Annotated in this window: 21 protein-coding genes and 3 tRNA genes; 7 read left to right on the forward strand and 17 right to left on the reverse strand. The window is 73.0% G+C overall.

The annotated features are described in order from the left end of the window. Positions 1–129: 129 nt before the first annotated feature. Positions 130–1158, forward strand: coding sequence for a LacI family DNA-binding transcriptional regulator (locus ACVGV0_RS18425; RefSeq protein ID WP_459156942.1), 1029 nt, complete (start codon positions 130–132; stop codon positions 1156–1158). A gap of 85 nt (positions 1159–1243) precedes the next feature. On the opposite strand, the gene ACVGV0_RS18430 is transcribed toward ACVGV0_RS18425, so the two are convergent. Then, a complete protein-coding gene (locus tag ACVGV0_RS18430) occupies positions 1244–2719 on the reverse strand; it encodes a SulP family inorganic anion transporter (protein ID WP_459156943.1) in 1476 nt (491 codons plus the stop codon). 399 nt (positions 2720–3118) lie between these two features. Continuing rightward, the gene (locus ACVGV0_RS18435; protein ID WP_459160055.1) at positions 3119–3520 is read right to left on the reverse strand and encodes a MerR family transcriptional regulator; all 402 of its coding nucleotides are present in this window, start codon (positions 3518–3520) and stop codon (positions 3119–3121) included. 416 nt (positions 3521–3936) lie between these two features. On the opposite strand from ACVGV0_RS18435, the gene ACVGV0_RS18440 reads away from it, so the two are divergent. Continuing rightward, a complete protein-coding gene (locus ACVGV0_RS18440) occupies positions 3937–5253 on the forward strand; it encodes an MFS transporter (protein WP_459156944.1) in 1317 nt (438 codons plus the stop codon). Between the two features lie 180 nt (positions 5254–5433). Here ACVGV0_RS18440 and ACVGV0_RS18445 read toward each other — a convergent pair whose 3' ends face one another. The 6 genes from ACVGV0_RS18445 to ACVGV0_RS18470 all read right to left on the reverse strand — a co-directional run bounded on the left by ACVGV0_RS18445 (position 5434) and on the right by ACVGV0_RS18470 (position 11840). Further along, on the reverse strand, positions 5434–6525 hold the full coding sequence (locus tag ACVGV0_RS18445; RefSeq protein ID WP_459156945.1) for a D-alanine--D-alanine ligase family protein: 1092 nt from the start codon (positions 6523–6525) through the stop codon (positions 5434–5436). 64 nt (positions 6526–6589) lie between these two features. Beyond that, positions 6590–8002: a MocR-like pyridoxine biosynthesis transcription factor PdxR gene (gene pdxR / locus ACVGV0_RS18450; RefSeq protein ID WP_459160056.1), complete on the reverse strand. Its 1413-nt coding sequence runs from the start codon at positions 8000–8002 to the stop codon at positions 6590–6592. 93 nt (positions 8003–8095) lie between these two features. Continuing rightward, a complete protein-coding gene (locus ACVGV0_RS18455; protein WP_459156946.1) occupies positions 8096–8560 on the reverse strand; it encodes a cysteine dioxygenase in 465 nt (154 codons plus the stop codon). Between the two features lie 307 nt (positions 8561–8867). Continuing rightward, a complete protein-coding gene (locus tag ACVGV0_RS18460) occupies positions 8868–9983 on the reverse strand; it encodes a cystathionine gamma-lyase (RefSeq protein WP_459156947.1) in 1116 nt (371 codons plus the stop codon). Further along, positions 9980–11044: an NAD(P)H-dependent glycerol-3-phosphate dehydrogenase gene (locus tag ACVGV0_RS18465; protein ID WP_459156948.1), complete on the reverse strand. Its 1065-nt coding sequence runs from the start codon at positions 11042–11044 to the stop codon at positions 9980–9982. The genes ACVGV0_RS18460 and ACVGV0_RS18465 overlap by 4 nt, the downstream gene beginning before the upstream one ends. Continuing rightward, positions 11028–11840 carry a lysophospholipid acyltransferase family protein gene (locus tag ACVGV0_RS18470; protein WP_459156949.1) on the reverse strand — a complete coding sequence of 271 codons (813 nt, stop codon included), beginning with the start codon at positions 11838–11840 and terminating at the stop codon, positions 11028–11030. The genes ACVGV0_RS18465 and ACVGV0_RS18470 overlap by 17 nt, the downstream gene beginning before the upstream one ends. Positions 11841–12033: 193 nt before the next feature. On the opposite strand from ACVGV0_RS18470, the gene cofC reads away from it, so the two are divergent. The 3 genes from cofC (at position 12034) to ACVGV0_RS18485 (ending at position 16268) form a co-directional block, all read left to right on the forward strand. Further along, complete coding sequence (gene cofC, locus ACVGV0_RS18475; RefSeq protein WP_459156950.1) at positions 12034–12849, forward strand: 2-phospho-L-lactate guanylyltransferase; 816 nt, start codon at positions 12034–12036, stop codon at positions 12847–12849. Positions 12850–12993: 144 nt separating this feature from the next. Further along, on the forward strand, positions 12994–15282 hold the full coding sequence (locus ACVGV0_RS18480; protein ID WP_459156951.1) for an RNA degradosome polyphosphate kinase: 2289 nt from the start codon (positions 12994–12996) through the stop codon (positions 15280–15282). Positions 15283–15302: 20 nt separating this feature from the next. Then, the gene (locus tag ACVGV0_RS18485) at positions 15303–16268 is read left to right on the forward strand and encodes an NUDIX hydrolase (RefSeq protein WP_459156952.1); all 966 of its coding nucleotides are present in this window, start codon (positions 15303–15305) and stop codon (positions 16266–16268) included. Between the two features lie 411 nt (positions 16269–16679). Here the strand turns inward: ACVGV0_RS18485 and ACVGV0_RS18490 are convergent, their stop codons facing one another. The 3 genes from ACVGV0_RS18490 to leuC form a co-directional block, all read right to left on the reverse strand. Beyond that, on the reverse strand, positions 16680–17561 hold the full coding sequence (locus ACVGV0_RS18490) for an HU family DNA-binding protein (protein WP_459156953.1): 882 nt from the start codon (positions 17559–17561) through the stop codon (positions 16680–16682). A 234-nt stretch (positions 17562–17795) separates the two neighbouring features. Continuing rightward, complete coding sequence (leuD, locus tag ACVGV0_RS18495; protein WP_459156954.1) at positions 17796–18398, reverse strand: 3-isopropylmalate dehydratase small subunit; 603 nt, start codon at positions 18396–18398, stop codon at positions 17796–17798. A gap of 51 nt (positions 18399–18449) precedes the next feature. Then, positions 18450–19853, reverse strand: a complete 1404-nt coding sequence (gene leuC / locus ACVGV0_RS18500) for a 3-isopropylmalate dehydratase large subunit (protein ID WP_459156955.1) — start codon at positions 19851–19853, stop codon at positions 18450–18452. Positions 19854–19935: 82 nt separating this feature from the next. On the opposite strand from leuC, the gene ACVGV0_RS18505 reads away from it, so the two are divergent. After that, positions 19936–20637, forward strand: a complete 702-nt coding sequence (locus ACVGV0_RS18505) for an IclR family transcriptional regulator (protein ID WP_459156956.1) — start codon at positions 19936–19938, stop codon at positions 20635–20637. Positions 20638–20677: 40 nt separating this feature from the next. Here ACVGV0_RS18505 and ACVGV0_RS18510 read toward each other — a convergent pair. The 5 genes from ACVGV0_RS18510 to gltX all read right to left on the reverse strand — a co-directional run bounded on the left by ACVGV0_RS18510 (position 20678) and on the right by gltX (position 23660). Further along, positions 20678–20750, reverse strand: a tRNA-Glu gene (locus ACVGV0_RS18510). Positions 20751–20909: 159 nt separating this feature from the next. Continuing rightward, positions 20910–20982, reverse strand: a tRNA-Glu gene (locus ACVGV0_RS18515). Between the two features lie 39 nt (positions 20983–21021). Then, a tRNA-Gln gene (locus ACVGV0_RS18520) sits at positions 21022–21093 on the reverse strand. Positions 21094–21291: 198 nt separating this feature from the next. Continuing rightward, positions 21292–22071 carry an HAD family hydrolase gene (locus tag ACVGV0_RS18525; protein WP_459156957.1) on the reverse strand — a complete coding sequence of 260 codons (780 nt, stop codon included), beginning with the start codon at positions 22069–22071 and terminating at the stop codon, positions 21292–21294. 86 nt (positions 22072–22157) lie between these two features. Continuing rightward, entirely contained in the window at positions 22158–23660 is a 1503-nt protein-coding gene (gltX, locus tag ACVGV0_RS18530; protein WP_459156958.1) for a glutamate--tRNA ligase, read from the reverse strand. A gap of 176 nt (positions 23661–23836) precedes the next feature. Between gltX and ACVGV0_RS18535 the strand changes: the two genes are divergently transcribed. Further along, complete coding sequence (locus tag ACVGV0_RS18535; protein ID WP_459156959.1) at positions 23837–25066, forward strand: FAD-dependent oxidoreductase; 1230 nt, start codon at positions 23837–23839, stop codon at positions 25064–25066. Positions 25067–25212: 146 nt separating this feature from the next. Here ACVGV0_RS18535 and ACVGV0_RS18540 read toward each other — a convergent pair whose 3' ends face one another. Then, positions 25213–25995, reverse strand: a complete 783-nt coding sequence (locus tag ACVGV0_RS18540; protein WP_459156960.1) for a fumarylacetoacetate hydrolase family protein — start codon at positions 25993–25995, stop codon at positions 25213–25215. Positions 25996–26114: the final 119 nt, after the last annotated feature.

Genomic DNA, 26114 nt, shown 5'->3' on the forward strand with positions numbered 1-26114 from the left:
GCTCAGCACGAGGCCGTTTCGCGGCGCAGGGCGGCACCCGCACAATCGGGCCGGTGGGGAGCCCTCGCGGAACCGTCCCGCTCGGGAACGGCGCGGGAGCGGTCGGCGACGGTGCGACGGGAGCGGAACGTGGCTGATTTGGCCGAGATCGCCCGGAAGGCGGGGGTGAGCACCTCCACGGTGAGCCGCGTGCTCAACCGGCGTCCGGGGATCAAGGAGGAGACGCGCCAACGCGTGCTCGAGGTGGTCAACCGGACGCCGCACACCGCGCGCGGTTCCGGGGCGCTGCGGCGCACCGGAGTGATCGGCCTGCTGGTGCCGGAACTGTCCAACCCGGTCTTCCCGGCCTTCGCCGAAGCCCTGGAGCGGCGCGCCTCACTGGCGGGCTACGCCTCGGTGCTGTGCAACACGCGCGCCGCGATGTCCGAGAAGGACCACGTGCGGATGCTGGTCGCCCGCGGCGTGGAAGGCATGATCTTCGTGTCCCCTGCGATCGCCACTCCGGACGGCGGCGAGCACCGCAGCCGCACGTACTACGAGAAGCTGCGGACCGAAGGCGTGCGGATGGTGTTCGTCAACGGCGGCGCCCCCACCGTGGACGTCCCCGACATCGCCGTCGACGAGCAGCTCGCCGGCTACACCGCCGCTCGCCACCTGCTCGAGCTGGGGCACCGGCGGATCGGGTTGGTCAGCGGACCGGCGCGGGCGCTGCCCTCCCGGTTGAAGCGCGCCGGGTGGACGGCCGCGCTGGAGGAGGCCGAGGTGGAACCGGAACCGGGACTCGTCGCGCACGCGCCCTTCGGTGCCGCGGGAGGAGCCGCGGCGATGGGCGAACTGCTGTCCGGCTCCGGCCCGACCGCGGTGCTGTGCTCCTCGGACGTGATGGCGCTGGGCGCGATGCGGGAAGCCCACCACCGCGGGTCGTCCGTTCCGGAGGACGTGTCGGTGGTCGGCTTCGACGACATCCCGCTGGCCTCCTACTGCCAACCCGCGCTGACCACGTTGGCGCAGCCGATCGACGACATGGCCGCCGCGGCGGTGGACGACCTCGCCCGCCAGCTCGACGTTGACGAGCCGGCGGGGTCCTCCCCGAGCTCCGGTCGCGTGTTCCGGCCCGGCCTGGTCGTCCGCGAGTCCACCGGGCCCGCCCGCGGCTGAGGCGCAGGACCGGGGGAGCGGCCGCGCACCGCCGCCCCCGCGGGTCGGGCACCGCGCTCGTGGGGCGCGATGCCCGCCCCTCCTGCTAGTGGCTGCCGGCGAGCTCACCGGTGAGCTTGGTGTGCATGGCCTCGCTGCGCTCGTTGAGCCCGACGATCTCCACGGTCTTGCCGTGCGCCTCGTACTTCGTGGTCACCGCGTCCAGGGAGGCGACCGTGGAGGCGTCCCAGATGTGCGCGTCGGTCATGTCGATGACCACGTGCTGCGGATCGCCGGCGTAGTCGAACTGGTAGACGAGGTCGTTGCTGGAGGCGAAGAACAGCTCGCCGGTGACCGCGTAGACGATCTGACCGCCCTCGGGGTCCTCGCTCGCGGTGACCTCGACGAGGTGGGCGACGCGGCGGGCGAAGAGGACCATGGCCGTGATGCTGCCGACGACCACGCCGATGGCGAGGTTGTGGGTGGCGACGACGACGACCACGGTCGCCACCATGACGGTGGTCTCGCCGAGCGGCATCCGGCGCAGCGTCCGCGGGTGGATGCTGTGCCAGTCGAAGGTGCCGAAGGCCACGAGCACCATCACGGCCACCAGCGCGGCCATCGGGATCTGCGAGACGACCGGTCCGAGCGCCAGGCACAGGATCAGCAGGAAGATCCCGGCCAGGAACGTGGAGAGCCGCGTGCGGGCCCCGCTCTTCACGTTGATCATGGTCTGGCCGATCATCGCGCAGCCGCCCATGCCGCCGAAGACGCCGGTGACGATGTTCGCCACGCCCTGGCCGATGGACTCGCGGGTCTTGTTCGAGTGGGTGTCGGTGAGGTCGTCGACGAGCTTGGCGGTCATCAACGACTCCATGAGCCCCACGAGCGCGAACGCCAGCGCGTAGGGAGAGACGGTCGTCAGGGTGTCCACAGTGAATGGAACCTCGGGGATCCCGGGCACCGGGAGGGAGTTCGGGAGCTCGCCCTTGTCGCCGACCGCGGGGACCGCGATGCCGGCGGCGACGGTGAACGCGGTCAGCCCCACGATGGACACCAGCGGCGCCGGGACGGCCTTGGTCAGCCGCGGGAGCAGCACCATGAGCGCGAGCCCGGCGGTGAACAGCGGGTACACCTGCCAGGGAACGTCGACGAGCTCCGGCACCTGGGCCATGAAGATCATGATGGCCAGCGCGTTGACGAAGCCGACCATGACGCTGCGCGGGATGAACCGCATCAGCCGCGCCACCCCGATCGATCCCAGGAGCACCTGGAACACCCCGCCGAGGACCACCGCGGCGAGCAGGTGGCCGAGCCCGTGCTCGTGCACGAGCGGGGCCAGCACGAGCGCGACCGCGCCGGTGGCGGCGGAGATCATCGCGCTGCGCCCGCCCACGACGGAGATCACCACCGCCATCACGAAGGAGGCGAACAGCCCCACGCTCGGGTCGACACCGGCGATGATCGAGAACGAGATCGCCTCGGGGATCAGCGCCAGCGCGACGACCAGCCCCGCGAGGATCTCGGTGCGGGCGACTTTCGGGGACAACCACGCGGGGCGCACCCCGCGCAGACGGGACAAAGACACAGTGTTCGACACAACTCAACCTGACGTGCTCGGGCGCCGTTCTCACGGCGCGATGTGCCCACCGCGGCGGCGCGCGGGGAGAAGGCAGACGTGACGGGGACGGGACTCCCGTCCACCCGGGCGGTCACGGGTGACGGCTCAGATCGGCCGGATCACACCCTGCTCGGTACGCATGGACGCTCCTCGGTTTCGCGGTCGAAGGCCGGGGGCGTCGGTGACCCCAGAGGCCGAGCGGCGCGAGGCCGCAACGGCCGCAACTCTTCCCTGACGTTAGACAACGCTCGCGGGGCGGCGCACTCCCCCACCCGCCCGATGAGCGCCGGATCACGTCGCGAGCCGCGTCACAGCGGCCCGGGAGGTGCGGCACCTGCGCCGACCAGTCCGCGGACCCCCTCAGTCGCGGTGGATGTGCGCGGGCCACGTGCCGCGCCGCGCGATCTCCACGTACGCCTTGAGCAGAGCGGCGAACTCCTCGCCGTCGCGGAGCTGTTCGCGCAGGTCCGCGCAGGACTCCTCCGCGTTCCCGGCGAACTCGGCGAGCCGCTCGGCGGTGTCGTCGAGTTCGGGACCGCCCGGTGCGGGGTCGAGGATGGCGAGCAGCTCGCGCATCTCGCCCAGCTGGAAGCCCAGCGGTTTCATCCGCTTGATCAGCAGCAGCCGCTGCACGTCGGGCTCGGTGTACAGGCGGAACCCGCCCTGGCTGCGCGCGCTGGGCACGACCAGGCCGACCTCTTCGTAGTAGCGGATCGTGCGCAGGGACAGCTGCGTGCGTTCCGCCACCTCGCCGATCTGCATCCGCTCGTCGGCCACACCGCGTCCTTCCTCGTCCCGCTGCGGCGCCCCGCACCGCTGTGACGTCGTGCTCCGCTTGCCCGCGTCCGCTCGTCGCACCGAGGCTACCGACCGCACCGGGGCGGCGACGCGGCCGCTGACCGCGCGCCGCGGGCAACCCTGACGTCGCGATAGGGTTCCGGGCGGAGCGGCCGCGTTCCGCGCACGCCCGAGCTCGCGCTCGTCCGGCGCGGAACCGCTCGGCGCGGAGTTCCCCGCAGAACCACCGCAACGCGGAGCACTGCACTGCGAACGTTCGTGTGAAACACGAACGTTCTGTCGTGGGATGCGTCACCGCGCGGTGTCCGCCGCACCCGCGGAGGCGTAGCACGGTACGCCGGCCGCAGTGACAGCACACGCGAGGGCGGAGAAGGAGCCGCGTGCACACCGCTTCCGAGACGAGAGCACCGACGCAGCCGACCGCGGATCCGGGGACCGGGCGCGGCGACCGGGTGCGGGTGATCACCGCGGCGTCGATCGCCCTCGCCCTCACCGCCCCGGGGCAGACCGCCGCGATCTCGGTGTTCATCGACCCGCTGATCCGCTCGCTGGAACTGCCGCGCGCGGCGGTCTCCACGGCCTACCTCGTCGGTTCGCTCTCCGGGGCGCTGGTGCTGCCGCTGCTCGGCAGGCTCATCGACAGGTACGGGCCGCGGCGCGTCATGCTCGCGATCGGCCTGTGCTTCGGCGGCGTCCTACTGGCGGCCACCGCGGTGACCGAGGTCGTCGGGCTCACGGCCGCCTTCGTCGGCATCCGCGTCGGCGGCCAGGGCGCGCTGAACCTCGTGGCCACCACGACCGTCGCCGTCTACGTCCACCGCCACCGGGGTTTCGCGATGGGCGTGACCTCGGCACTGGGCACCGCGGGGATCTCGCTGGCACCGGTGCTGCTGGAGCGGTTGATCGCCGAGCTGGGCTGGCGCGCGGTGTGGGGTTGGGAAGGCGTGGCCGTCCTCCTGCTCGTCGTGCCCGCAGCTGCGTTCGTGCTGCCCCGGAAACCGCCTCGGGCGCCGCGCGGAGCGGAGGAGTCCGGGGACGGCGGTTCCGGCCGCGGCCGCCGCAACCTGCCCGCGGTGGACTGGACCCCCGCGGAAGCCGTGCGCACCGGCATGTTCTGGCTGGTCGCCAGCGGCGTCGGAACGTGCAGCCTGGTATCCACCGGCCTGACGTTCCACCTCGTGTCCGTGCTCGGCGAACGCGGGCTCAGCCCGGCCGAGGCCGCCGCCACGTTCGTCCCGCAGACCCTGGCCGGGCTCGGCGCGAGCTTCGCGCTCGGCTGGCTCGCCGACCACATCGGCGATCGGGCGCTCATCATCGGCGTCATGGCCGTGCTCGCCGGTGCGACCGCCGGCGCCGGCTGGGTGCAGCCCGGGTGGAGCGCGTTCGCCTACGGCTGCGCGCTCGGCATCTGCATCAACGGCGTCCGCACGCTCGAAGCCGTGGCCTTCCCCCGCTGCTTCGGCCTGCGGCACCTGGGGGCGCTCCGCGGCACGGTGCACTCGGTGACCGTGGGGGCCTCCTCGCTCGGGCCGCTGCTGCTGGCGCTCGGCCGCTCGGCGGCCGAGTCCTACCGGCCCGCACTGCTGGCCATGTGCGCACTGCCGCTGGCCGTGCTGCTGCTCGCGCTCGTGGTCAAGCACCCGCCGCCGGAACCGCCGGACCGCGCCCGAGCGGCGGCCGGAGGCAGCTGGGAGTAGGAGGGCGCCCGATGTCCGCTGTCCGGGGCGGAGGGCCGGGGCAGCGGGGAGCAGGTGGCGACCCGGTGGTGATCCCGCAGCGAGGCCTCGCCGGAGGTTCCCCCGCCCGAGCCGCTGCACCAGCCGATCCGCGGACTCCCCGCGTCAACCGACCAGCGGAATCCCCACCGGGTCGCGGGATCACCGCAGACCGGTGCCGCGCGCCAGCGCGGTGTCCACGAGGGTGGTCAGCAGCGCGCCGTAGTCCACGCCCATGTGCTCCCACATCCGCGGGTACAGCGAGATCGACGTGAACCCGGGCATGGTGTTGACCTCGTTGAGCACGAGCGCGCCGTCCTCGGCGACGAAGAAGTCCACCCGGGCCAGGCCCTGGCCCTCGAGGGCGCGGAAGGCGCGCACGGCGGCGTCGCGCACGCCCTCGGCCACCTCGTCCGGGAGCTTCGCGGGGATGTCGAACTCGGTGACGTCGTCGAGGTACTTCGACTCGTAGTCGTACCAGTCGGCCTCGCCGGTCACGCGCAGCTCCGCGGGCATCGAGGCCTCCACCCGGCCGTCGGGGAACTCCAGCACGCCGCACTCGACCTCGCGCCCGCTGCAGGCGGACTCGACGATCACCTTGGGGTCGTGCCTGCGGGCCTCGGCGATGGCGTCGTCCAACCCGCCCCAGTCGGCGACCTTGGTGATGCCGACCGAGGAACCGGCCCGCGCGGGTTTGACGAACAGCGGGGGCGACAGGCGCGCCCGCTGCTCGTCGTCGAGCGTGCGCGCCCCGCGGCGCACGACGGCGTACTCGCCGACCGGGAGGCCCTCCGCGGCGAGGAGCTTCTTGGTGTACTCCTTGTCCATCGACACGGCGCTGGCGAGCACGCCCGCGCCCACGTAGGGCAACGCGGCCATCTCCAGCAACCCCTGGACGGTGCCGTCCTCGCCGAAGGCGCCGTGCAGCACGGGCAGCACCACGTCCACATCGGACAGCGTCCTCCCGGCGCGGTCGGAGTCGAGGTGCACGAGCTCGCGCCGCGTCGGGTCCGCGGGCAGCACGAGCGCGGTGTCCTCGGCCACGCTGGGCTCCTGCCGGCCGTGCAGGGCCAGTTGCGCGGGATCGTCGGTGCCGAGGACCCAGCCGCCCTCCGCGGTGATCCCCACGGGGACGACCTCGAAGCGTTCCCGGTCCAGGTGCGCCAGCACGCTTCCGGCCGACAGGCAGGAAATGCCGTGCTCGCTGCTGCGTCCACCGAAAACGACCGCCACCCGGGTCTTGCGCTGTGCCATGCACCGGACGATACCGCGCCCCGGCAGGCCGCGCGGGCGGGACGTGCACCCGCTGCGCGGCCCCTCAACCCGCTGCTCCCGCCGTCCCGCCGCACAACCGGACCAGCCGCGACAGCGCGCTGTGCAGCTCCTCGCGCGGGCACGCGGCGAACCCGAGCGCGATGCCGCACCACACCTGCTCGCCCTGGTGGTGCCGCGCCAGGCCGTCGAGCACGAGCCCCTCCTCCCGCGCCCTGGCCAGGACGTCGCGCTCCGCCTCGGCGCTGGGCAGCGGGACCACGACGTGCGCCCCCGCCTGGTCGCCGAACACCGGGACCCCGGACTCCTCGAGAGCGCGCACCACCTCGGCACGCCTGCGCGAGAGCTCCCGGCGCAGCCGTCGCAGGTGCCGCGCCAGGTCCCCGGTGCGGGCGAACTCGACCAGCAGCCGCTGCCCCGCCGGCGCGGGGCCGGTGCCGGTGCGCTCCCGGTGGTCCAGCACCGCCGCGAGCACCGCGGCGGGGGCGACCATCCACCCCACCCCCAGCGTGGGGCTGAGCAGCTTGCTCGTGGTGCCGAGGTGCACGACGACGTCCGGTGCCAGCGAGGCGAGCACCGGCAGCGGCGACACGTCGTAGCGCAGCTCGCCGTCGTAGTCGTCCTCGACGACCAACCACCCCTCGGTGCGGGCCCGCTCCACCAGCGCGATCCGCCGCTCCGCGGGCAGCCGCCCCCCGAGCGGGTACTGGTGCGCGGGCGAGCAGTACACCGCCCGCACCCCGGACGGGACTCCCTCGACGAGGACCCCGGCGCGGTCGACCGGCGCGGGGACGACGTGCACGCCCGCGTCGCGGAAGGCCGCCACCGCGCGCTGGTAGCCGGGTTCCTCGACGGCGACCACGTCGCCCGGCCGCAGCGCGACCGCGGCGAGCTCGGAGACCGCGGCGGTCGTGCCACCGGTCGCCAGCACGTTGCCGACCGGGTCGGCGGAGGCGGTCACCGCCAGTCCCCGGTGCCGCAGCAGGTGTTCGAGCACGGCCGCGCGGTACTCCGGCAGACCCGCCCGGCTGGTGCGCCAGTCCGGCGGGTGGTCCGCGGCGGCCCGCCACGCCCGGCGCCAGGCTGCGGTGTCCACGCCTTCGGCCCACGGCGCGCCCGGCACGAGCGGCGTTTCCTGCTCCGGCCCCGGTCCCCGCGGCGCCGCGGGTGCCGCGGCGAGCCGGGACGCCGCGGCGGGCGGGGTCGTGGTGACGTAGGTGCCGGAGCCGCGCACACCGCTGATCCACCCCTCGGCGTGGAGCTGCTCGTAAGCCGCGGCGGTGACCGTGCGGCTGACCCCCAGCTGCCGGGCGAGCACGCGCGTCGAGGGCAACCGGTCCCCGCCCCGCAGGCGGCCGTCGGCGGCCGCCTGCCGCAGCGCGTCGGCGATCTGCGCGGGCAGCGGGATCGCGCTGTCCCGGGACAGCGCGATCGCCGGCTCCACGGCGGAGGCGTTCACCGGTTCCCCGCCCCCCACCGCGGCGACCCCGCGCTGCACCGCGATGACTCCGCGCTGCACCGGCGGTGCGGTCCTGTCCGAGTCACGGCGGGCCTACCGCCCCATGCGGCGTTCCGGGCTGTAGACGTGGATCGTCACGGCCGGGTCCGCGCCCTCGTTGCGCATCTGGTGCACGTAGTCCGGGCCGAACACGCGGGACTGGCCCGGACCGAGCACGTGCACCGCTTCGGAACCGGCCCGCAGCACGTTTTCCGTGATCGTGCCGTTGACGACGGTGAACGCGCCGGTGGCGCCGCCGTGGTGGTGCGGTTCGGCGCCCTGGCCCGGCAGCCAGCTCAGCAGCCAGACCTCGTGGTCCTCGGTGACGAGGAAGCGCTTCGCCCAGCGCTCGTCCGGGTCGTAGCGCAGCAGGTGGGCCCAGCGCGCGCGGTCGGCGGCCAGTTCCCGCGCCAGGCGCACCGGGTGCGCGGTGGACGGGCGGAAGGCGGTGGGCCTCACCGGATCGGCGGGGGAGGCCTCGGCAGGCAGAGTCACGGTGTTTTCCGGAACGGCGAACACGGGAGGGGCATCCTTCGCGAGCAGGGGCGCGCGGCGGCGGTGCGCACGCGCAGCGGCCAGGTGCGGAACCGATCAGCGCGAAAGACACGGACACAGCGCGCTGGCGACACGGCGCAGATCGATGTGGGCGCGCAGGCCGGTACCCCGGCGCACGCCCAGATCGAGGCGTCGGACTGTCCACGCACGCTGCAACACGCCACGCACCAAACCAGTCCCGGACCGCCCCGTCAAGCGGGAGATGCTCCGGTCACACTCCCGTGTACCCAGCATCACCGGCGTGCGCCCGGCACCCCGGGCGTGCCGCGCGTCACCCGAGCGCCGCGAGCACGTCCGCGACGAGGTCGGCCGGGTCCTCGCAGCCGGCGGAGAAGCGGACGAAGCCCTCCGGCACCGGATCGCCCCAGCGGGCCCGCCGATCCACCGTGCTGTGCACACCGCCGAAACTGGTCGCCGCGACGAGCAGGTCGCTGCGCTCCACGAGCCGGTCGACGGCAGCGGCGTCGGCCAGCCGGAAGCGGAACACCCCGCCCCAGCGCCGCATCTGGCGCGCGGCCACCTCGTGCGCCGGGTCCGCCGGCGACCCCGGCCAGCGCACGTCCGACACCGCGGGGTGCTCCGCGAGCGCGTCCACCAGAGCCGCCGCGTTCTCCGCCTGGCGCGCCAGCCGCAGATCGAGGGTGCTCGCGCTGCGGTGCACCAGCCACGTCTCGAACGGCCCGGGGATCGCCCCGGACAACGCGCGGGCGCGCTCCAGGCGCTGGGCCAGCTCCTCGTCCCGCGTGGACACGTGCCCGAGCAGCACGTCGCTGTGCCCGGCGAGGGCCTTCGTGTCGCTGGCCAGGGTCACGTCCGCGCCCAGCTCCAGCGGGCGCTGCCCCAGCGGGGTCGCGGTCGTGTTGTCCACCGCGACCAGCGCGCCGGCCGCGTGCGCGGCCGCGGCCACCGCGGCGATGTCGCAGACGTCCCCGCCGGGGTTGGACGGGGTCTCCAGCAGGACCAGCTTCGCCCCGGCGAGGACGTCCGGGGTCCACGGTCCCGGTGTCGGCACCTCCCGCACCTCGAGCCGCAGCGAGGCGAGCTCGCTGCGCACGAAGTCACGCGTGGCGTAGTAGCCGTCATCGGGCAGCACCAGGGCGTCGCCCGGTTCCAGGACGCTGCGCAACAGCGTGCTCACCGCCGCCATCCCCGAGGGCAGCAGGACGCAGCGCCCGCCGTCGAGGTCGCCGAGCGCGGCCTCCAGCGCGCGCCACGCGGGATTGCCCGCGCGGCCGTAGAAGTCCTCTCCCCCACCGGGCTCGCCGAGGTGGTACGGGGCGGCGAACACGGGCCCGGGGTGCAGCGGCGCCCCGGGCTCCGGGACGGGGTGTCCACCGTGCACGCAGCGCGTGCCGTCGCCGAATTCCTCCGGTCGGGTCGGGCTCATCGCGGCGCTCCTGTTCCGCCGTGCTCGGACGTCGTGCGCGGTTTCTCCGGTTTGCGCTCGCGGCCGAGCAGCTCCGCCGCCGCCGGCCCCGGGGCGAGGCCTTCGTGGCAGACGCGGTGCACCACGTCGGCGATGGGCATGTCGACGCCGTGCCGCTCGGCGAGCGCGCGGATCGAGGTGCAGGACTTCACGCCCTCGGCGACCTGCCCGTGGGCGGCCTCCTGCGCGGCGGCGAGGCTCTCCCCGCGCCCCAGGCGCTCGCCGAACGTGCGGTTCCGCGACAGCGGGGACGCGCACGTGGCCACGAGGTCGCCCAGCCCGGCCAGCCCGGAGAACGTCAGCGGGTCCGCCCCCAGCGCCTCGCCGAGCCGCGCGGTTTCGGCGAGCCCGCGGGTGATGAGCGAGGCCGTGGTGTTCTGCCCGCAGCCGAGGCCGGCCGCGATGCCGCACGCCAGCGCGATGACGTTCTTGCACGCGCCGGCGATTTCGATGCCCACCAGGTCGGTGTCGGTGTACGGGCGGAAGTACCCGGTCGAGCACGCGCGCTGCAGCCGCACCGCGCGCTCGTGCTCGGCGCAGGCCACGACCGTGGCGGTGGGCTGCTCCTCGGCGATCTCCCGCGCCAGATTGGGCCCGGAGACCACGGCCACGCGCGAGCTGGGCACATCGGCCACCTCGGCGATGACCTCGCTCATCCTCTTGTGCGTGCTCAGCTCCACGCCCTTGGCGAGGCTGACGAGGGTGGCCCCGGCGGGCAGCAGCGGCTGCCACCCGGCGAGGTTCTCCCGCAGGCTCTGGCTCGGCACGGCCAGCACCACGGCCTCGGCGCCGTGCAGGGCCGCGGCGGCGTCGGTGGTGGCGCGCAGCCGCTCCGGCAGCGCGATCTCCGGCAGGTACGCCGCGTTCCGGTGCTCGTCGTTGACGTCCCGGGCGATCTCGGTGCGGCGCGCCCACAGCAGCACGTCGTTGCCCGCGTCGGCGAGGACCTTCGCGAAGGCGGTGCCCCAGGAGCCCGCGCCGAGCACGGCGATGTGCGGAGTCCGCTCAGGCCGCACCGTCATCGCCCCGCTTCCGCTCCGCACCACCCGAGCGGCCGCGCGATCCCCCGCGCCGCGGCGAGTAGTACTCCTCGGGCGGCTGCTCGCCGCGCAGTCCGCCCAGCAGCGCGCGGACCCGCCCCATCACGAGCAGGGTCACCTCCTGGATCGCGTGCGCGTCCGGCGTGCCCTCCCGGAGGGCGGACAGGTCCACCGGTTCGCCGAAGTGGTAGGTGACCCGCTTGCGCGGGAACGGGCGGAAGCGCTTGGCGTAGTGGTCGTAGATGTCCCGCGTGCCCCACCGGGCGACCGGGATCACCGGCACGTCGTGGTGCAGCGCCAGCCGCGCCAGCCCGCTCTTCGGCCGCATCGGCCACCCGTCCGGGTCCTTGGTGATGGTGCCGTCGGGGTAGATGAGCACGATCTTGCCCTCGCGCAGCGCCTCGTGCGCGGCCTGCAGGCTCTTCTCCACGTCGGCCGTGCCGCGCGGGACCGGGATCTGCTCCGCACCGGTGAGCAGCGAACCCACCACCTTCACCCGCCACAGGTCGGCCTTGGCGAGGAAGCGGGGGATGCGCCCGGTGCGGTGCACGGTCACCGCGTCGTAGATCGGGTCGAGGTGCGAGACGTGGTTGAGCACCAGCAGCGCTGGACCCCGCTCGGGGACGTTGCGCATCCCCCACGCGCGGGTGCGCGACAGCGCGGCGGTCAGCGAGTAGAACACCGCGCGAGCCAGGCCGATCCACAGCTTGCCGACGCCCCGCGCCGCCTCGCGGGTGCGGCGACGTTCACGCCGGAGACTCCTCCTCGGTTCCGCCACGACAGCTCCTTCGCACACCTCGCCCGCCTCGGGCCGCTTCGGGTCCACGTCAACCTACCCGCCGCCGTCCGAGGTGCACCCTCCCGGTTCCGGTCGAGGCGGCACAATGGGGGTGCCGCGCGCCCGGTGCGCCCGCGGCGACCACCCAGCAGGCGACCACTCCCCGCACGGCCAGAGGAACCGGGAGGGCTCGGTGACCGTTCCCCCGGCGAGCACGCGCTCCGCGGTCGACGAGCACCGCGCTCATCTGGTGGTCCCGGTCAAACCGCTCGACCTGGCGAAAACACGGCTGCACGGCGCCGCGGACGCGGGTGCCGGGCGGCGGACGGCGCACACCGCCCTGGTCGCGGCGGTGGTGTTGGACACGGTGCTCGCCGCGCGCGCCGCGAGCGGTGTGGCGGATGTGACGGTCGTTACCTCGGATCCGGCCCTGCGGGCGCTGTTTCGCGAGCACGGGGTGGAAACGTGCGCGGACGCCCCGGACGCGGGCCTGAACGCGGCCCTGCGGCACGGCGCGCGGCTCGCGGTGCGGCGGGGCGCGCGCCGCGTGGGCGCGCTGCAGGCCGACCTTCCCGCGCTGCGGCCGGAGGAGCTCGACGCGGCGCTGCGCGCCTCCGGCGGCGGACGGGCGTTCTGCCCGGACCGGCACGGAACCGGCACGACCCTGCTGGTGGCGGGCCGCGACGAACCGCTGGAACCGCGCTTCGGCGCGTCCTCGGCCGCGGCGCACGCGCGGTCCGGCGCGCCGGCCCTCACCGGCCCGTGGCCCTCGCTGCGGTGCGACGTGGACACGGCCGCGGACCTCGAGCACGCCGCGCGCCTCGGCCTCGGAACGCGCACGCGGCGGGCGCTGGCCGCGCACGCGAGCCCGCGGGGAACGTCCCCCGGGGGAACGGCGCAGGAGGACGCGCCGCAGGGCGGCGCGAATCAGGGCGGCGCGAATCAGGGCGGCGCGGCACCGGACGGTGCAGCGGCCCCGGGCAGCACCGCGCCGGACCCGCTCTGCTGAGCGCGCCGCAGCGCACCGGGTTCGCCGGGAACCCGCTGGTCGCGGACAATCGCCAAGCGCGGCCGAACACTCCGCGGCCGACCCGGGGCCGCGGAGTGACCGCTGCGTTTCGAACCCGTTCAACCGTCGAGGAACCCCCGCCGCATGAGCGACAATGACCAGGTGAGCTCGGACAGCACGGACCGGACGAACGAACCGGCGCGCACCTCGGCGGTCGACTCGCCGGAAGGGCCCCGGGGCGCGGACGCCGCGCCGCGGGCGCTCGAGCCCGGCGTGCCCGCGGGACCGTCCCTCGCCGACGGCGCGCCGCCGGAATCCGACGGGGACGCGCGCGTGCCGTCGGCACCGCCCGCCGCGACGCGGGCCGCCGCCAGCACCGACCTGCCCGACGACCGGTACCTCAACCGCGAGCTGTCCTCGCTCGACTTCAACGCGCGGGTGCTCTCGCACGCCGAGGACCCCTCGCAGCCGCTGCTGGAGCGCGTGAAGTTCCTCGCGATCTTCGCCTCCAACCTGGACGAGTTCTACATGGTGCGGGTGGCCGGCCTGAAGCGCCGCGAGGAAGCCGGCTTGGCCGTGCGCAGTGCCGACGGGCTCACACCGCACGAGCAGCTGGAGCGGATCGCGGCGCGCAACCAGGACCTGATGCGGCGGGTGTCCCGGGTGTTCACCGAGGAGCTGCTGCCGGAGCTGCGCAGCCACGGCATCACCGTCATCAGCTGGGAAGAGCTCGACGCCGAGGACCGGGAGCACATGTCGGCCTACTTCGAGGAGCACATCTTCCCCGTGCTCACGCCGCTCGCGGTGGACCCGGCGCACCCGTTCCCGTACATCTCCGGGTTGTCGCTGAACTTCGCGGTGAACGTGGCCGACCCGGAGGCCGGCGTGCGCCGGTTCGCCCGCGTGAAGGTGCCGGACAACGTCGCCCGCCTCGTCCGGGTGGAGTCCGAGCGCAACGGCGAGCGCGCCACGTTCCTGCCGCTGGAGGAGCTCATCGCCGCGCACCTGGGCAAGCTCTTCCCCGGCATGGAGGTCGCCGAGCACCACATCTTCCGCGTGACCCGCAACGCCGACCTCGAGGTGGAGGAGGACCGCGACGAGGACCTGCTGCAGGCCATGGAGCGGGAACTCGCACGACGCCGGTTCGGCCCACCGGTGCGGCTGGAAGTCACCGACACCATGAGCGAGAACATGCTCGAGCTGCTGCTGCGCGAGCTCGAGGTGGACCGGCACGACGTGGTCGAGGGGCGCGGGCTGCTGGACCTGTCGTGCCTGTTCCAGCTGCACCGGCTGCAGCGCCCCGAACTGAAGTACCAGACGTTCGTGCCCGCGACGCACCCCGCGTTCGCCGAGGGGACGTCCAAGAGCATCTTCGCCACGCTGCGCGAGGACGACGTGCTGCTGCACCACCCGTACGACGCGTTCTCCACCACGGTGCAGCGCTTCATCGAGCAGGCCGCCGCGGACCCGAACGTGCTGGCGATCAAGCAGACGCTGTACCGCACGTCCGGGGACTCGCCCATCGTCGACGCGCTCATCGACGCGGCCGAGGCGGGCAAGCAGGTCGTCGCCCTGGTGGAGCTGAAGGCGCGGTTCGACGAGCAGGCCAACATCCAGTGGGCCCGCACGCTGGAACGCGCGGGCGTGCACGTGGTCTACGGCCTCGTCGGGTTGAAGACGCACTGCAAGACCGCCCTGGTGGTCCGGCAGGAGGGCTCGACGATCCGCCGCTACTGCCACCTCGGCACCGGCAACTACAACCCGAAGACCGCGCGGCTGTACGAGGACCTGGGGCTGCTGACCGCCTCGCCCGAGGTCGGCGCGGACCTCACCGACCTGTTCAACGTGCTCACCGGCTACGCCAAGCACGACACCTACCGCAAGATCCTCGTGTCACCGCAGGGGATCCGCGGCGGCATCGTGGAGCGCGTGGAGGCGGAAGCCAAACGCGCCCGGCAGGGACTGGGCAGCGGCATCCGCATGAAGGTCAACTCGCTCGTGGACGAGCAGATCATCGATGCGCTGTACCACGCCTCGCGGGCGGGCGTGCCGATCCGCGTCGTCGTGCGCGGGATCTGCGCGCTGCGGCCGGGGGTCGCCGGACTGAGCGAGAACATCGAAGTACGCTCCATCCTGGGGCGGTTCCTGGAGCACTCGCGGATCTTCCACTTCGAGGGTTGCGAGGAGCACTGGATCGGCAGCGCGGACATGATGCACCGCAACCTGGACCGGCGCATCGAGACGCAGGTGCGGGTGACCGATCCGCGGCTGACCGCTCAGCTGGACTCGATCCTGGATTCCGCCCTGCACCCGGCCACGCGCTGCTGGGTGCTCAACGCGAAGGGCGATTGGGAGGCGTCTCCGCGCGGCGTGGAGCGCGTGCGCGACCACCAGTTGGAGATGCTGCGAACGCACGGTGCGAAGGTGTCGTGAAGCACGAGGTGTCGTGGAGCATGGACAGGACGGAGGACCGGCCCGCCGAGGAGAGCGACCAGCGTCCGCCCGCGGTGGTGACGCGCGCCGCGGGGGCCGTGCTGTGGCGGTGGGGTGCGCAGGGCCGGGAGATCGCCGTGGTGCACCGGCCCCGCTACGGCGACTGGACCCTGCCGAAGGGCAAGATCGACCCCGGTGAGATCGCACCGGTGGCCGCTGTGCGCGAAGTGCTCGAGGAGACCGGTTTTCGCTGCGTCCTCTCCCGCTTTCTGACGCAGATCGCCTACACGGTCAAACGCGGCGGCAAAACGGTCGATTACTTCGCCGCGGAAGCACTGCCCGGCGCGTTCACCGCCAACGAGGAGGTGGACGAACTCCGGTGGATGTCACCGGAGCGGGCGCGGGAACAGCTGAGCTACCCCGTCGACGTTCCGGTGGTGGCGGCCTTCGAACGCCTCCCGACGGATGCGGTGATGGTGCTGCTGGTGCGCCACGCCGACGCGGGCGACCGGGCGCAGTGGACCGGCGACGACGCCCTGCGGCCGCTCTCCGGGGCGGGCCGGGAGCAGCGCGACGCGCTCACCGAGCTGCTGTCGCTGTACGGCCCGACGCGCGTGCACTCGGCCCCGCGCGTGCGGTGCACGCAGACGGTGGAACCGCTGGCCGAACGGTTGGGCGCCGACGTCGTCGACGAACCGCTGCTGTCGGAGGAGGGCTACGCCTCCGATCCGGAGGCGGCCGCCGGCCGTCTGGCGCGGCTGGCGGCCGAGACCGGCGCTGTCGTGGTGTGCAGCCAGGGCGGGGTCGTCCCGGACCTCGTGGCGCGGTTGGCGCGGGCCGGGGGCGTGCAGCTGGACGACGGCGTCAGCAGCGCCAAGGGAAGCGTGTGGAGCTTGATGTTCCGCCGGGGTGGGCATCCGAACAACGGGCACGGTCCGGCTGCGCGGCTCGTTGCCGCGGACTACTTCCCCGAGGCCCGCGCGTGAGTCCGCGCGGGCCCGCGGGTGAATCCCCCGGAGGGCTCCAGTTCCACCGCGCGGCGCGCGCCGCGAGCCCGGCGGTGCGGCGGGCCAGCCGCCGCGCGGGCGAACCGCTGCGCGCGGCGGCGCCCCGGAGGCACGGGGTTCGGGCCCGCGGTGCGGGGTCGCCCCGCGTCCGCATGCCGAGCTTCTCCGGATGAGGCCGCGGAAACCCCGTCACGAGCCCGCAGCGGCCGCTGTGCCGCTCGATCCCGGGTGATGCGGGGAAACACCCCGGCGCGCCCTGCGAAGCGCTGAGAAGCCGCTGCAGGCGGCCCGCGCACGACGAACGGGCGGTGTCCGCGTTCCCCGCGAGGGGTCAGGACACCGCCCGTTGCCGGATGGTGGAAAACGTGCTCACCGCAACGGCGAGCACGTTCACTTCCGCGTGGTCTTGCCGGCGGACTGCGACTTCTTGGTGCTGGTGGAACGCGTCCCCGACGTCTTCGCCGCGGACGTCGACTTGCTCGCCGCGGACGTCGACTTGCTCGCCGTCGACTTCTTCGGCGCGGCCTTGGTCGTGCTCGTCTTGGCGGTGCCCGTCTTGGCGGTGCCCGTCTTGGCGGTGCTGGCCTTGCTCGTGCCGGTCTTGGCGGTGCTCGCCTTGGCCGTGCTCGTCTTGGCCGTGCCGGTCTTGGCGGTGCTCGCCTTCGACGTCCCCGTCTTGGCGGTGCTCGCCTTGGCCGTGCTGGCCTTGCTCGTGCCGGTCTTGGCGGTGCTCGCCTTGGCCGTGCTCGTCTTGGCCGTGCCGGTCTTGGCGGTGCTCGCCTTCGACGTCCCCGTCTTGGCGGTGCCCGTCTTGGCCGTGCTCGCCTTGGCGGTGCTGGCCTTGCTCGTGCCGGTCTTGGCGGTGCTCGCCTTCGTGGTGGCACGGCTGGTCTTCGCCGAGGTGGCCGACGAGGAGGCCGCAGACCGCGACGAGGTGGTCCGCGTGGTCTGCCCCCGCGCCGTGCCCGCCTTGGACCCGGACACCCGCGGCAGCTTCCGCTGTCCGCCGACGACTTCCTTGAACTGCGTACCGGCGCGGAAGGCCGGCACGTTGGTCTTCTTCACCTTCACGGTCTCGCCCGTGCGGGGGTTCCGCGCGGTGCGAGCGGCCCGAGCGCGCTTCTCGAAGACGCCGAATCCGGTGATGTTGACCTTCTCGCCCTTGTTCACGTTGCGGACGATGATGTCCACGACGTTTTCCACGGCCTGGCTCGCGGTCTTCTTGTCACCGAGCCGTTCGGCCAGGGCCTCGATGAGTTGGGCCTTGTTCACTTCAGGTCCCTCCCAGGACAACGACTAACGGCCCCCTCGGGCCGACTCAATGTCAACGGTAAAGCCCATGACAAACAAATGCCATTCGCCACGCCTATTTTTTCGTTGGCGCGGCTGGCAATCAAGTCGCCCCGAGGGGGCCGCCGTTCGCTCCGGCGGAGGTGTTGAAGTTGTTCCGGAAAACCTCGTTCTTCCTGCTGTGCGCCGAAAAGTACCGCTGGTGCGAACAGCGCGTCAGTTCGCGTCCAACTCCTCGGTGGTCGGCTTGAAGTCCGGACGCCGCGACTCGAACGTGTCGATCGTCTCTACGTGGCGCAGGGTCAGCCCGATGTCGTCGAGCCCTTCCAGCAGGCGCCAACGCGTGTAGTCGTCGATGTCGAAGGACACGGTGCGGCCGCCCGCGTGCACGGTGCGCTCGCGCAGGTCGACCGTGAGCTCAGCACCGGGGTTCGCCTCCAGCTCCTCCTGGAGCAGCTCCACATCGGACTGGGCGCACTGGGCCGTCAGCAGTCCCTGCTTGCCCGCGTTGCCCCGGAAGATGTCGGCGAATCGGGACGAAATGATCACCCGGAATCCGTAGTCGTGCAACGCCCAGACCGCGTGCTCGCGCGACGAACCCGTGCCGAAGTCCGGTCCGGCGACGAGCACGCTGCCGCGGCGGTAGGGCTCCTGGTTCAGCACGAAGTCGGGGTCGGCGCGCCACGCGGAGAACAGCGCGTCCTCGAAGCCCGTGCGGGCGACCCGCTTGAGGTACACGGCCGGGATGATCTGGTCGGTGTCCACGTTGGACGTGCGCAGCGGCACGCCGACACCGGTGTGCGTGGTGAAGGGTTCCATCGGCGGTTGCTCCTTGTCGTTCGTGGTGGGCACGGCGCGCGGAGCGCCGGGTCAGTCCAGGTCCTCCGGGGAGGACAGCGTGCCGCGCACGGCGGTCGCGGCCGCGACCAGCGGGGAGACCAGGTGCGTCCGGCCGCCCTTGCCCTGGCGGCCCTCGAAGTTCCGGTTGGACGTCGAGGCGCTGCGCTCGCCGGCGGAGAGCTGGTCCGGGTTCATCCCCAGGCACATCGAACAACCGGCCGAACGCCACTCCGCCCCGGCACCGCGGAAGACCTCGTCCAACCCCTCGGACTCCGCCTGGTTGCGGACTTTCATCGACCCGGGGACGACGAGCATCCGGACGTCGTCCGAAACCCTGCGCCCTTCGATGATCTCCGCCGCGCTGCGCAGGTCCTCGATGCGGCCGTTGGTGCAGGAACCGAGGAACACGGTGTCCACGGCGACCTCCCGCAGCGGCGCGCCGGGCTGCAGATCCATGTACTCCAACGCCTTTTCGGCCGCTGCTCGTTCCGCCTCGTCGGCCATCTCGGCCGGGTTCGGCACGCTCTCGCCCAGCGGCAGGCCCTGCCCCGGGTTCGTCCCCCACGTGACGAACGGCGTGAGCGCGTCGGCGTCGATCGTGACTTCCGCGTCGTAGCGCGCGTCCTCGTCCGTGGCCAGCGAGGTCCAGTACGCGACGGCTTCGTCCCACTGCTCGCCCTTGGGCGCGTGCGGGCGGTCCGCGAGGTAGGCGAAAGTCGTCTCGTCCGGTGCGATCATGCCGGCGCGCGCCCCCGCTTCGATGGACATGTTGCACATCGTCATGCGGGCTTCCACGGACATGGCGCGCACGGCCTCGCCGCGGTACTCCAGGACGTAGCCCTGGCCGCCGCCCGTGCCGATCTTCGCGATCACCGCGAGGATGACGTCCTTGCTCGTCACACCGGGCCGCAGCGTGCCCTCGATGTTGACGGCCATCGTCCGGAACGGCTTGAGCGGGAGCGTCTGGGTGGCGAGCACGTGCTCCACCTCGGACGTTCCGATGCCGAAGGCGAGCGCGCCGAACGCCCCGTGCGTGGAGGTGTGGCTGTCACCGCACACCACGGTGGCGCCCGGCTGCGTCAGGCCCAGCTGCGGGCCGACGACGTGCACGATGCCCTGCTCGTCATCGCCCATCGGGTGCAGCCGGACGCCGAACTCGTCGCAGTTGCGGCGCAGCGTGTCGACCTGCGTGCGCGAAACGGGGTCGGCGATCGGCAGTTCGGTACCGGTGGTCGGGACGTTGTGGTCCTCCGTCGCCAGGGTGAGGTCGGGGCGGCGGACCTGCCGCCCGGCCAACCGCAGCCCCTCGAACGCCTGCGGGCTGGTCACCTCGTGCACCAGGTGCAGGTCGATGTAGAGCAGATCGGGTTCGCTGCCCTCTCCCTCGCGGACGACGTGCGCGTCCCAGACCTTCTCGGCGAGTGTCTTTCCCATTGCTGCTCCCACTGGAGTGACGCTCGTCGCGGAACCTCCCACAGAGTGGACATCCCATATGACGAGACGTTAATATCGTTACGTGGGACAGCATAGCGGTATCGGAGTGTTGGACAAGGCCGTGGCCGTACTTTCGGCCATCGCCGAGGAGCCCTGCGGCCTCGCCGAGCTGTGCGCACGCACGGGGTTGCCCCGGGCGACGGCGCACCGGCTGGCGGTGGGCCTCGAGGTCCACCGGATGCTGCGGCGCGGCTCGGACGGGAACTGGCGGCCGGGACCCGCCCTGGCCGAGTTCGCCGGCGGCGCCGTCGACCCGGTGCTGGAGGCGGCGTCGACGGTGCTGCCGAAGCTGCGCGACGCGACCTCGGAGAGCGTGCAGCTCTACCGGCGCGACGGGATGCAGCGGCTGTGCATCGCGACCGCCGAACCGCCCTCGGGGCTGCGCGACACGGTCCCCGTGGGGACCGCGGTGTCCATGTACGCGGGATCCGGGGCGAAAGTGCTCGCCGCCTGGGCCGACGCCGCAACCCAGCGGGCGGTGCTGTCCGAAGCGGTGTTCGGCGAACGCACGCTGATGGAGGTGCGCAGGCGCGGCTGGGCGCAGAGCGTCGCCGAGCGCGAAGCCGGCGTCGCGAGCGTGTCCGCGCCGGTCCGCGACGCCAGCGGCAACGTCATCGCGGCCATCTCCGTGTCCGGCCCCGTCGACCGCATGGGGCGCAGGCCGGGCTCGCGGTGGGCCGCGGACCTCCTCGCGGCGGCCGACGCGCTGCAGAACCGCCTCTGAGACGAGAAGACCCCGGCGCCGCAGGCACCGGGGTTCTCCGTAGTCCCGACGGGATTCGAACCCGCGCCACCGCCTTGAGAGGGCGGCGTCCTAGGCCGCTAGACGACGGGACCGCACCAAGTGGACCTCGCTGTGTCCGCGCGGAATCCTACCGGACGGCCGCAGCGCGGTACCGCCGGGGTGGAACCGGCGCACGCCCGCAAGCGGAACGAGCGAACGCGAAGCCGGCGAAAGCGAAAGCGCCGACACCCAGGAGGTGCCGGCGCTCAGCGTAGTCCCGACGGGATTCGAACCCGCGCCACCGCCTTGAGAGGGCGGCGTCCTAGGCCGCTAGACGACGGGACCCCGGTCCTGCCCGAACTTCGAAGGAGTCGGACCGACCAGCTGGGGTACCAGGATTCGAACCTAGACTAACTGAACCAGAATCAGTCGTGCTGCCGATTACACCATACCCCATTGTTCATCGGCTCCAGGGCGCTGCCAGGACCTCCAACCCGCGGGTTTTTCGTCCCCGGCGCTCCCCGTCGCCGTCTGGTGAATATCTTAGACCACGCCGCAGGCCGCCCTGAAACCACCCCCCTCCTTCGCTGTTCCCGCAGGTGAGGACGCTTCCCCGGCGGGGAGGTCGGAGGGGGCGGCACCGCCGCCGCCGGATCAGCCGTGCGCGCCGGCGAGCACCGTCCGCTGCGCGGGCAACCCGCCGCCGCCGGCGAACCCGGTGATCAGCAGCGGCAGCTCGCGCAGGCTGGAGATCATCGGCACCGCGGGCGGCGGGTGCCCCGCGCGCGCCCGGTTCAGCCAGACCCCGCGCATGCCCGCGCGGCCCGAACCGAGGGCGTCGGTGCTGAGGCGGTCACCGATGTGCACGATCCGCTCCGGGGCCAGTCCCAGCGCCTCGCTCGCCCCGCGGAAGATGCGCGGGTCCGGTTTGCGCACACCGATTTCGCCGGAGATGACGAGCGCGTCGAAACACCCCGCGAGGCCGAGCGCCTCGATCTTCGCGCGCTGGTACTGCCCGGGCGCGTTGGTGACCACGGCCAGGCGCATACCGTTGGCGCGCAGCCAGTCCAGGCACGGACGGGCGTCCCCGAACAGCCGCCAGGCCCGCCGCATGGCCGCCGCCCGCACGCGTTCGCGGCGGTCCGCCTCGGCGTCGTCGATGTGCTCGCCGAACTCCGCGAAGAACGCGCGCGTCCTGCGCACCCGCATGGCGTCGAAGTCGAACTCCCCGGCGAAGTAGCGCTGCTCGTGGCGCTCGGTGACCGAGCGCCACACCGGCCACGCCCGCTCGGTTCCGACGAGGGCGCGCAATCCGGCGCGTGCAGCGCTCTCGCTGTCGAGCAGGGTGTCGTCGATGTCCAGGCTCACCGCCGCGATCGCGCGCTCGCTGCGGGACCTGGGCACACGCGTGGGTTCGTCAGGGGCGGAGATCACCCCGAGAGGCTACGCGCTCACCCGCCGGGAGCGACTCTGCCAACGCGGTGATCCTCCGCCGCTGATTCGGTTGAGCAGTGCGCGGACTACTCCGCCGCCGGCACGCGCTCCCGCGCGGCGCGCAGCCGGTCCATCGAGACCTCGCGGCCGAGCAGTTCCATGGACTCGTACAGCGGCGGCGAAACCGTGCGTCCCGTCACGGCCACGCGCACCGGTGCGAAGGCCTTGCGCGGTTTGAGGCCGAGTCCGTCCACGACGGCGCTCTTCAGGGCGGACTCGATCGCAGCGGCCGTCCACTCCGGCAGCTCGTCGAGCGCGGACAGCGAGGCGTCCAGGATCGACGCCGCGTCACCGGTGAGCGCTTTGTCCGCGGAGGACTGCTCGATCTCGAAATCACCGCCCGCGAACAGGAACCGCATCATGCCCGCTGCTTCGGAGAGCACGGCGATCCGCTCCTGCACCAGCGGTGCGGCGGCGTGCACCAGAGCGCGCTCCTGCTCGGTCGGCTGCTCGGGGAGGACACCGGCCCCGACGAGGTGCGGAACCACCCGCTCGGCGAAGTCCGCCGCGTCCAGCCGGCGCAGGTGCGCCGCGTTGATGGCCTCGGCCTTCTTCACGTCGAACCGGGCGGGATTGGCGCTGACGCGGCCGATGTCGAAGGCCGCGACCATCTCGTCGAGCGTGAAGACGTCGCGGTCGTCCGAGATCGACCACCCCAGCAGCGCCAGGTAGTTGAGCAGCCCCTCCGGGACGAACCCGCGATCGCGGTGGTGGAACAGGTCGGACTCGGGGTCGCGTTTGGAGAGTTTCTTGTTGCCGGGCCCCATGACGAACGGCAGGTGGCCGAACTCCGGTGTGAAATCGGTGACACCGATCCGCTGCAGCGCCTCGTACAGCGCGATCTGCCGCGGCGTCGAGGACAGCAGGTCCTCCCCGCGCAGCACGTGCGTGATGCGCATCAGCGCGTCGTCGGCGGGGTTGGTGAGGGTGTAGAGCGGATCGCCGTTGCCCCGCACCAGCACCGGGTCCGGCACGCTGCCCGCGGGGAAGGAGATCCAACCGCGGATGAGGTCGGTGAACCCGATCTCCCGGTCGGGCATGCGCAGCCGCAGCACCGGGGTGCGCCCCTCGGCGCGGAAGGCCGCCTTCTGCTCCTCGGTCAGGTCGCGGTCGTGGTTGTCGTAGCCGAGCTTCGGGTCGCGCCCCGCCGCGCGGTGCCGCTGCTCGACCTCCTCGGGAGTGGAGAACGCCTCGTAGAGCTCGCCGGCCTCGAGCAGCCGCCGCGCGACGTCGCGGTAGATCTCGCCGCGCTGGCTCTGCCGGTAGGGCCCGTGCTCCCCGCCGGCTTCGGGGCCCTCGTCCCAGTCGAGGCCGAGCCACCGCAGCGCGTCGAGCAGCGCGGCGTAGGACTCCTCGCTGTCCCGGCTGGCATCGGTGTCCTCGATGCGGAACACGAGCGTTCCCCCGTGGTGCCGGGTGAAGGCCCAGTTGTACAGCGCGGTGCGGATCAGTCCGACGTGCGGCGTCCCGGTCGGTGAGGGGCAGAACCGGGCGCGGACAGGTGTCGTTGCGGCTTCTGGCGTGCTCATCACGGTTTCAGCGTATCCAGTCGGCGGCGCCGAGCGGGTGCGGGGAGCTGTTCACCGCCGCGGGCGCCGCGGCGGCGTCGGAAGCACCGCGTCGGGCGAGCCCGTCCGGGTTGACGGGGGCGCACCGCCGGTGGTGCCATGAATTCAACAGGCGTTGAACGCTGGAGGGGATCGCAATGGAGCGAACCACCTGCTGCATCGTCGGCGGCGGGCCCGCCGGCATCGTCCTCGGGCTCCTGCTCTCCCGCTGCGGGGTGCACGTCACGGTGCTGGAGAAGCACGCCGACTTCCTCCGCGACTTCCGCGGGGACACGGTGCACCCGACCACGCTGCGCCTGCTGGACGAGCTCGGCCTGTTCGAGGACTTCGCCCGGCTGCCGCACCGGCGCCTCGAGACGGTCGGCCTCCTCCTCGACGGGCAGCCCCGCGTGCTCGGCGACCTGCGCGCGCTGCCGGAGCCGTACAACTACATCGCCATGGTCCCGCAGTGGGACCTGCTCGACCTGCTCGCCGACGCCGCCGGGCGGGAACCCGCGTTCACGCTGCGGATGGGCACCGAGGTCACCGAGCCGATCCGGGAGGGAGGGCGCGTCAACGGGGTGCGCTACCGCACCGGCGACGGCGCTACCGGGGAACTGCGCGCGACCATCACCGTCGCCTGCGACGGCCGCGACTCCTTCGCCCGCGACCTGCCGGACCTGCCGCTGCGGGACTTCCCCGCTCCGATGGACGTGCAGTGGTTCCGCCTGCCGCGGCGGGACACCGATCCGGCCGGGGGGCTGGGTTCGATCGCCGACCGCCGGTTCACCGTGCTGATCGACCGCGGCGACTACTACCAGGTCGCTTCGATCATCTCCAAGGACAGCGACGCCCACCGCCGCGGGAACGTGCCCGTCGAGGAGCTCAACGCCGACCTCGCGGCGGCGCTGCCGTGGCTCGGCGACGGCCGCGCGCTCGTCGCCGACTGGTCCGAGGTGAAGCTGCTGCGGGTGAGCCTGGACCGGCTGCGCCGGTGGCACCGCCCCGGTCTGCTGTGCCTCGGCGACGCGGCGCACGCGATGTCGCCGGTGGGCGGCGTGGGCATCAACCTGGCGGTGCAGGACGCCGTAGCTGCCGCCCGCCACCTCGCCGAACCGCTGCGCACCGGAACGCTGCAGCGCAGGCACGTCGCGGCGGTGCAGCGCCGCCGGTACCCCGCGACCGCCCTGGTGCAGCGGCTGCAGCGGCTCGCGCACGACAACGTGGTCGGGCCGGCGCTGCGCGGCGAGCTCGACCTGTCCGCGGCACGTCCTCCGCTGCCGCTGCGACTGGCCGGGCGCGTGCCCCGGCTGCGCCGCATCCCGCCGTACATCATCGCCTACGGGGCCGTGCCGGAACGCCCGCCCGCGGCCGCGCTGCAGACGTGACACCCGGCCGGGGTGGACATTTCGCGAGAAATGTCCACCCCTCGTGCGCGGTGCACGAGGGCCAGCGGGACGAACCCCGGACGCGGACCCGCCGCGCGGTCGGCCCGCCCGCGTCCCGGGCGCGCTGGGTCGAGCGTGGCGCGGAGTCAGGCGTCCTGCACGGTGTTCGTCAGCGTGCCCAGGCCGTCGATGGACACCGAGACCTTCTGCCCCGCTTCCATCGGGCCCACGCCCGAGGGCGTGCCGGTGAGGATCACGTCCCCCGGCAGCAGGGTCATCACCGCGGAGACCCAGGCGACCAGGCCGCCCACGTCGTGCTGCAGCAGCGAGGTGCGGGACTCCTGCTTGATCTCACCGTCCAGTTCGGTCCGGATGCCCAGATCACCGGGGTCCACGGCGGTGTCGATCCACGGACCGATCGGGCAGAAGGTGTCGTGGCCCTTGGCCCGGGTCCACTGCCCGTCCTCCTGCTGCTGGTCGCGCGCGGTCACGTCGTTGCCGATGGTGTAGCCCAGCAGCACGTCGGTCCCGCGGGCCTCGGGGACGTTGCGGCACGGCTGGCCGATCACCGCGGCGAGCTCGCCCTCGTAGTCCACGCGGTTCGAGCTCGGCGGCCGCTTGATCGCCGCGTGCGGCCCGGTCACGCTCGTCGAGGGCTTCATGAAGATCACCGGGTTCGCCGGCGGTTCCCCGCCCATCTCGCGCGCGTGCTCGGCGTAGTTCTTGCCGACGCAGATCACCTTGGTCGGCAGGATCGGCGCGAGCAACCGGACCTCGGACATCGGCCACTTGCGGCCGGTGAACTGGGGATCGCCGAACGGGTGCTGGTCGATCTCCACCGCGAGGACCTTCTCCTGCGGGTTCTGCGGATCCGGTTCGAGCGCGACGAACGACACGCCGTCGGAGTGGGCTACGCGAGCCAGGCGCACAGCGACCTCCCTGACAGGGATGGGAACAATCGACAGTCGGAAGCACCCAGCCTAACCCGCGTGCGCAGCCGCTCCACGCGCACGGGCAGCGGGGACCGGGATCCGCGCCCCCACCGTGG

It is taken from the genome of Salinifilum ghardaiensis, from assembly GCF_054491345.1.

Coding starts and splice junctions, on each gene's coding strand:
- ACVGV0_RS18435 (WP_459160055.1), bottom strand. CDS start 3,520: ATGCAGATCGGCGAGGTGGCGGAACGCACGCAGCTGTCCCTGCGCACG.
- ACVGV0_RS18480 (WP_459156951.1), top strand. CDS start 12,994: ATGAGCGACAATGACCAGGTGAGCTCGGACAGCACGGACCGGACGAAC.
- leuC (WP_459156955.1), bottom strand. CDS start 19,853: ATGGGAAAGACACTCGCCGAGAAGGTCTGGGACGCGCACGTCGTCCGC.
- ACVGV0_RS18445 (WP_459156945.1), bottom strand. CDS start 6,525: ATGGCACAGCGCAAGACCCGGGTGGCGGTCGTTTTCGGTGGACGCAGC.
- ACVGV0_RS18465 (WP_459156948.1), bottom strand. CDS start 11,044: ATGACGGTGCGGCCTGAGCGGACTCCGCACATCGCCGTGCTCGGCGCG.
- gltX (WP_459156958.1), bottom strand. CDS start 23,660: ATGAGCACGCCAGAAGCCGCAACGACACCTGTCCGCGCCCGGTTCTGC.
- ACVGV0_RS18460 (WP_459156947.1), bottom strand. CDS start 9,983: ATGAGCCCGACCCGACCGGAGGAATTCGGCGACGGCACGCGCTGCGTG.
- ACVGV0_RS18535 (WP_459156959.1), top strand. CDS start 23,837: ATGGAGCGAACCACCTGCTGCATCGTCGGCGGCGGGCCCGCCGGCATC.
- ACVGV0_RS18485 (WP_459156952.1), top strand. CDS start 15,303: ATGGACAGGACGGAGGACCGGCCCGCCGAGGAGAGCGACCAGCGTCCG.
- leuD (WP_459156954.1), bottom strand. CDS start 18,398: ATGGAACCCTTCACCACGCACACCGGTGTCGGCGTGCCGCTGCGCACG.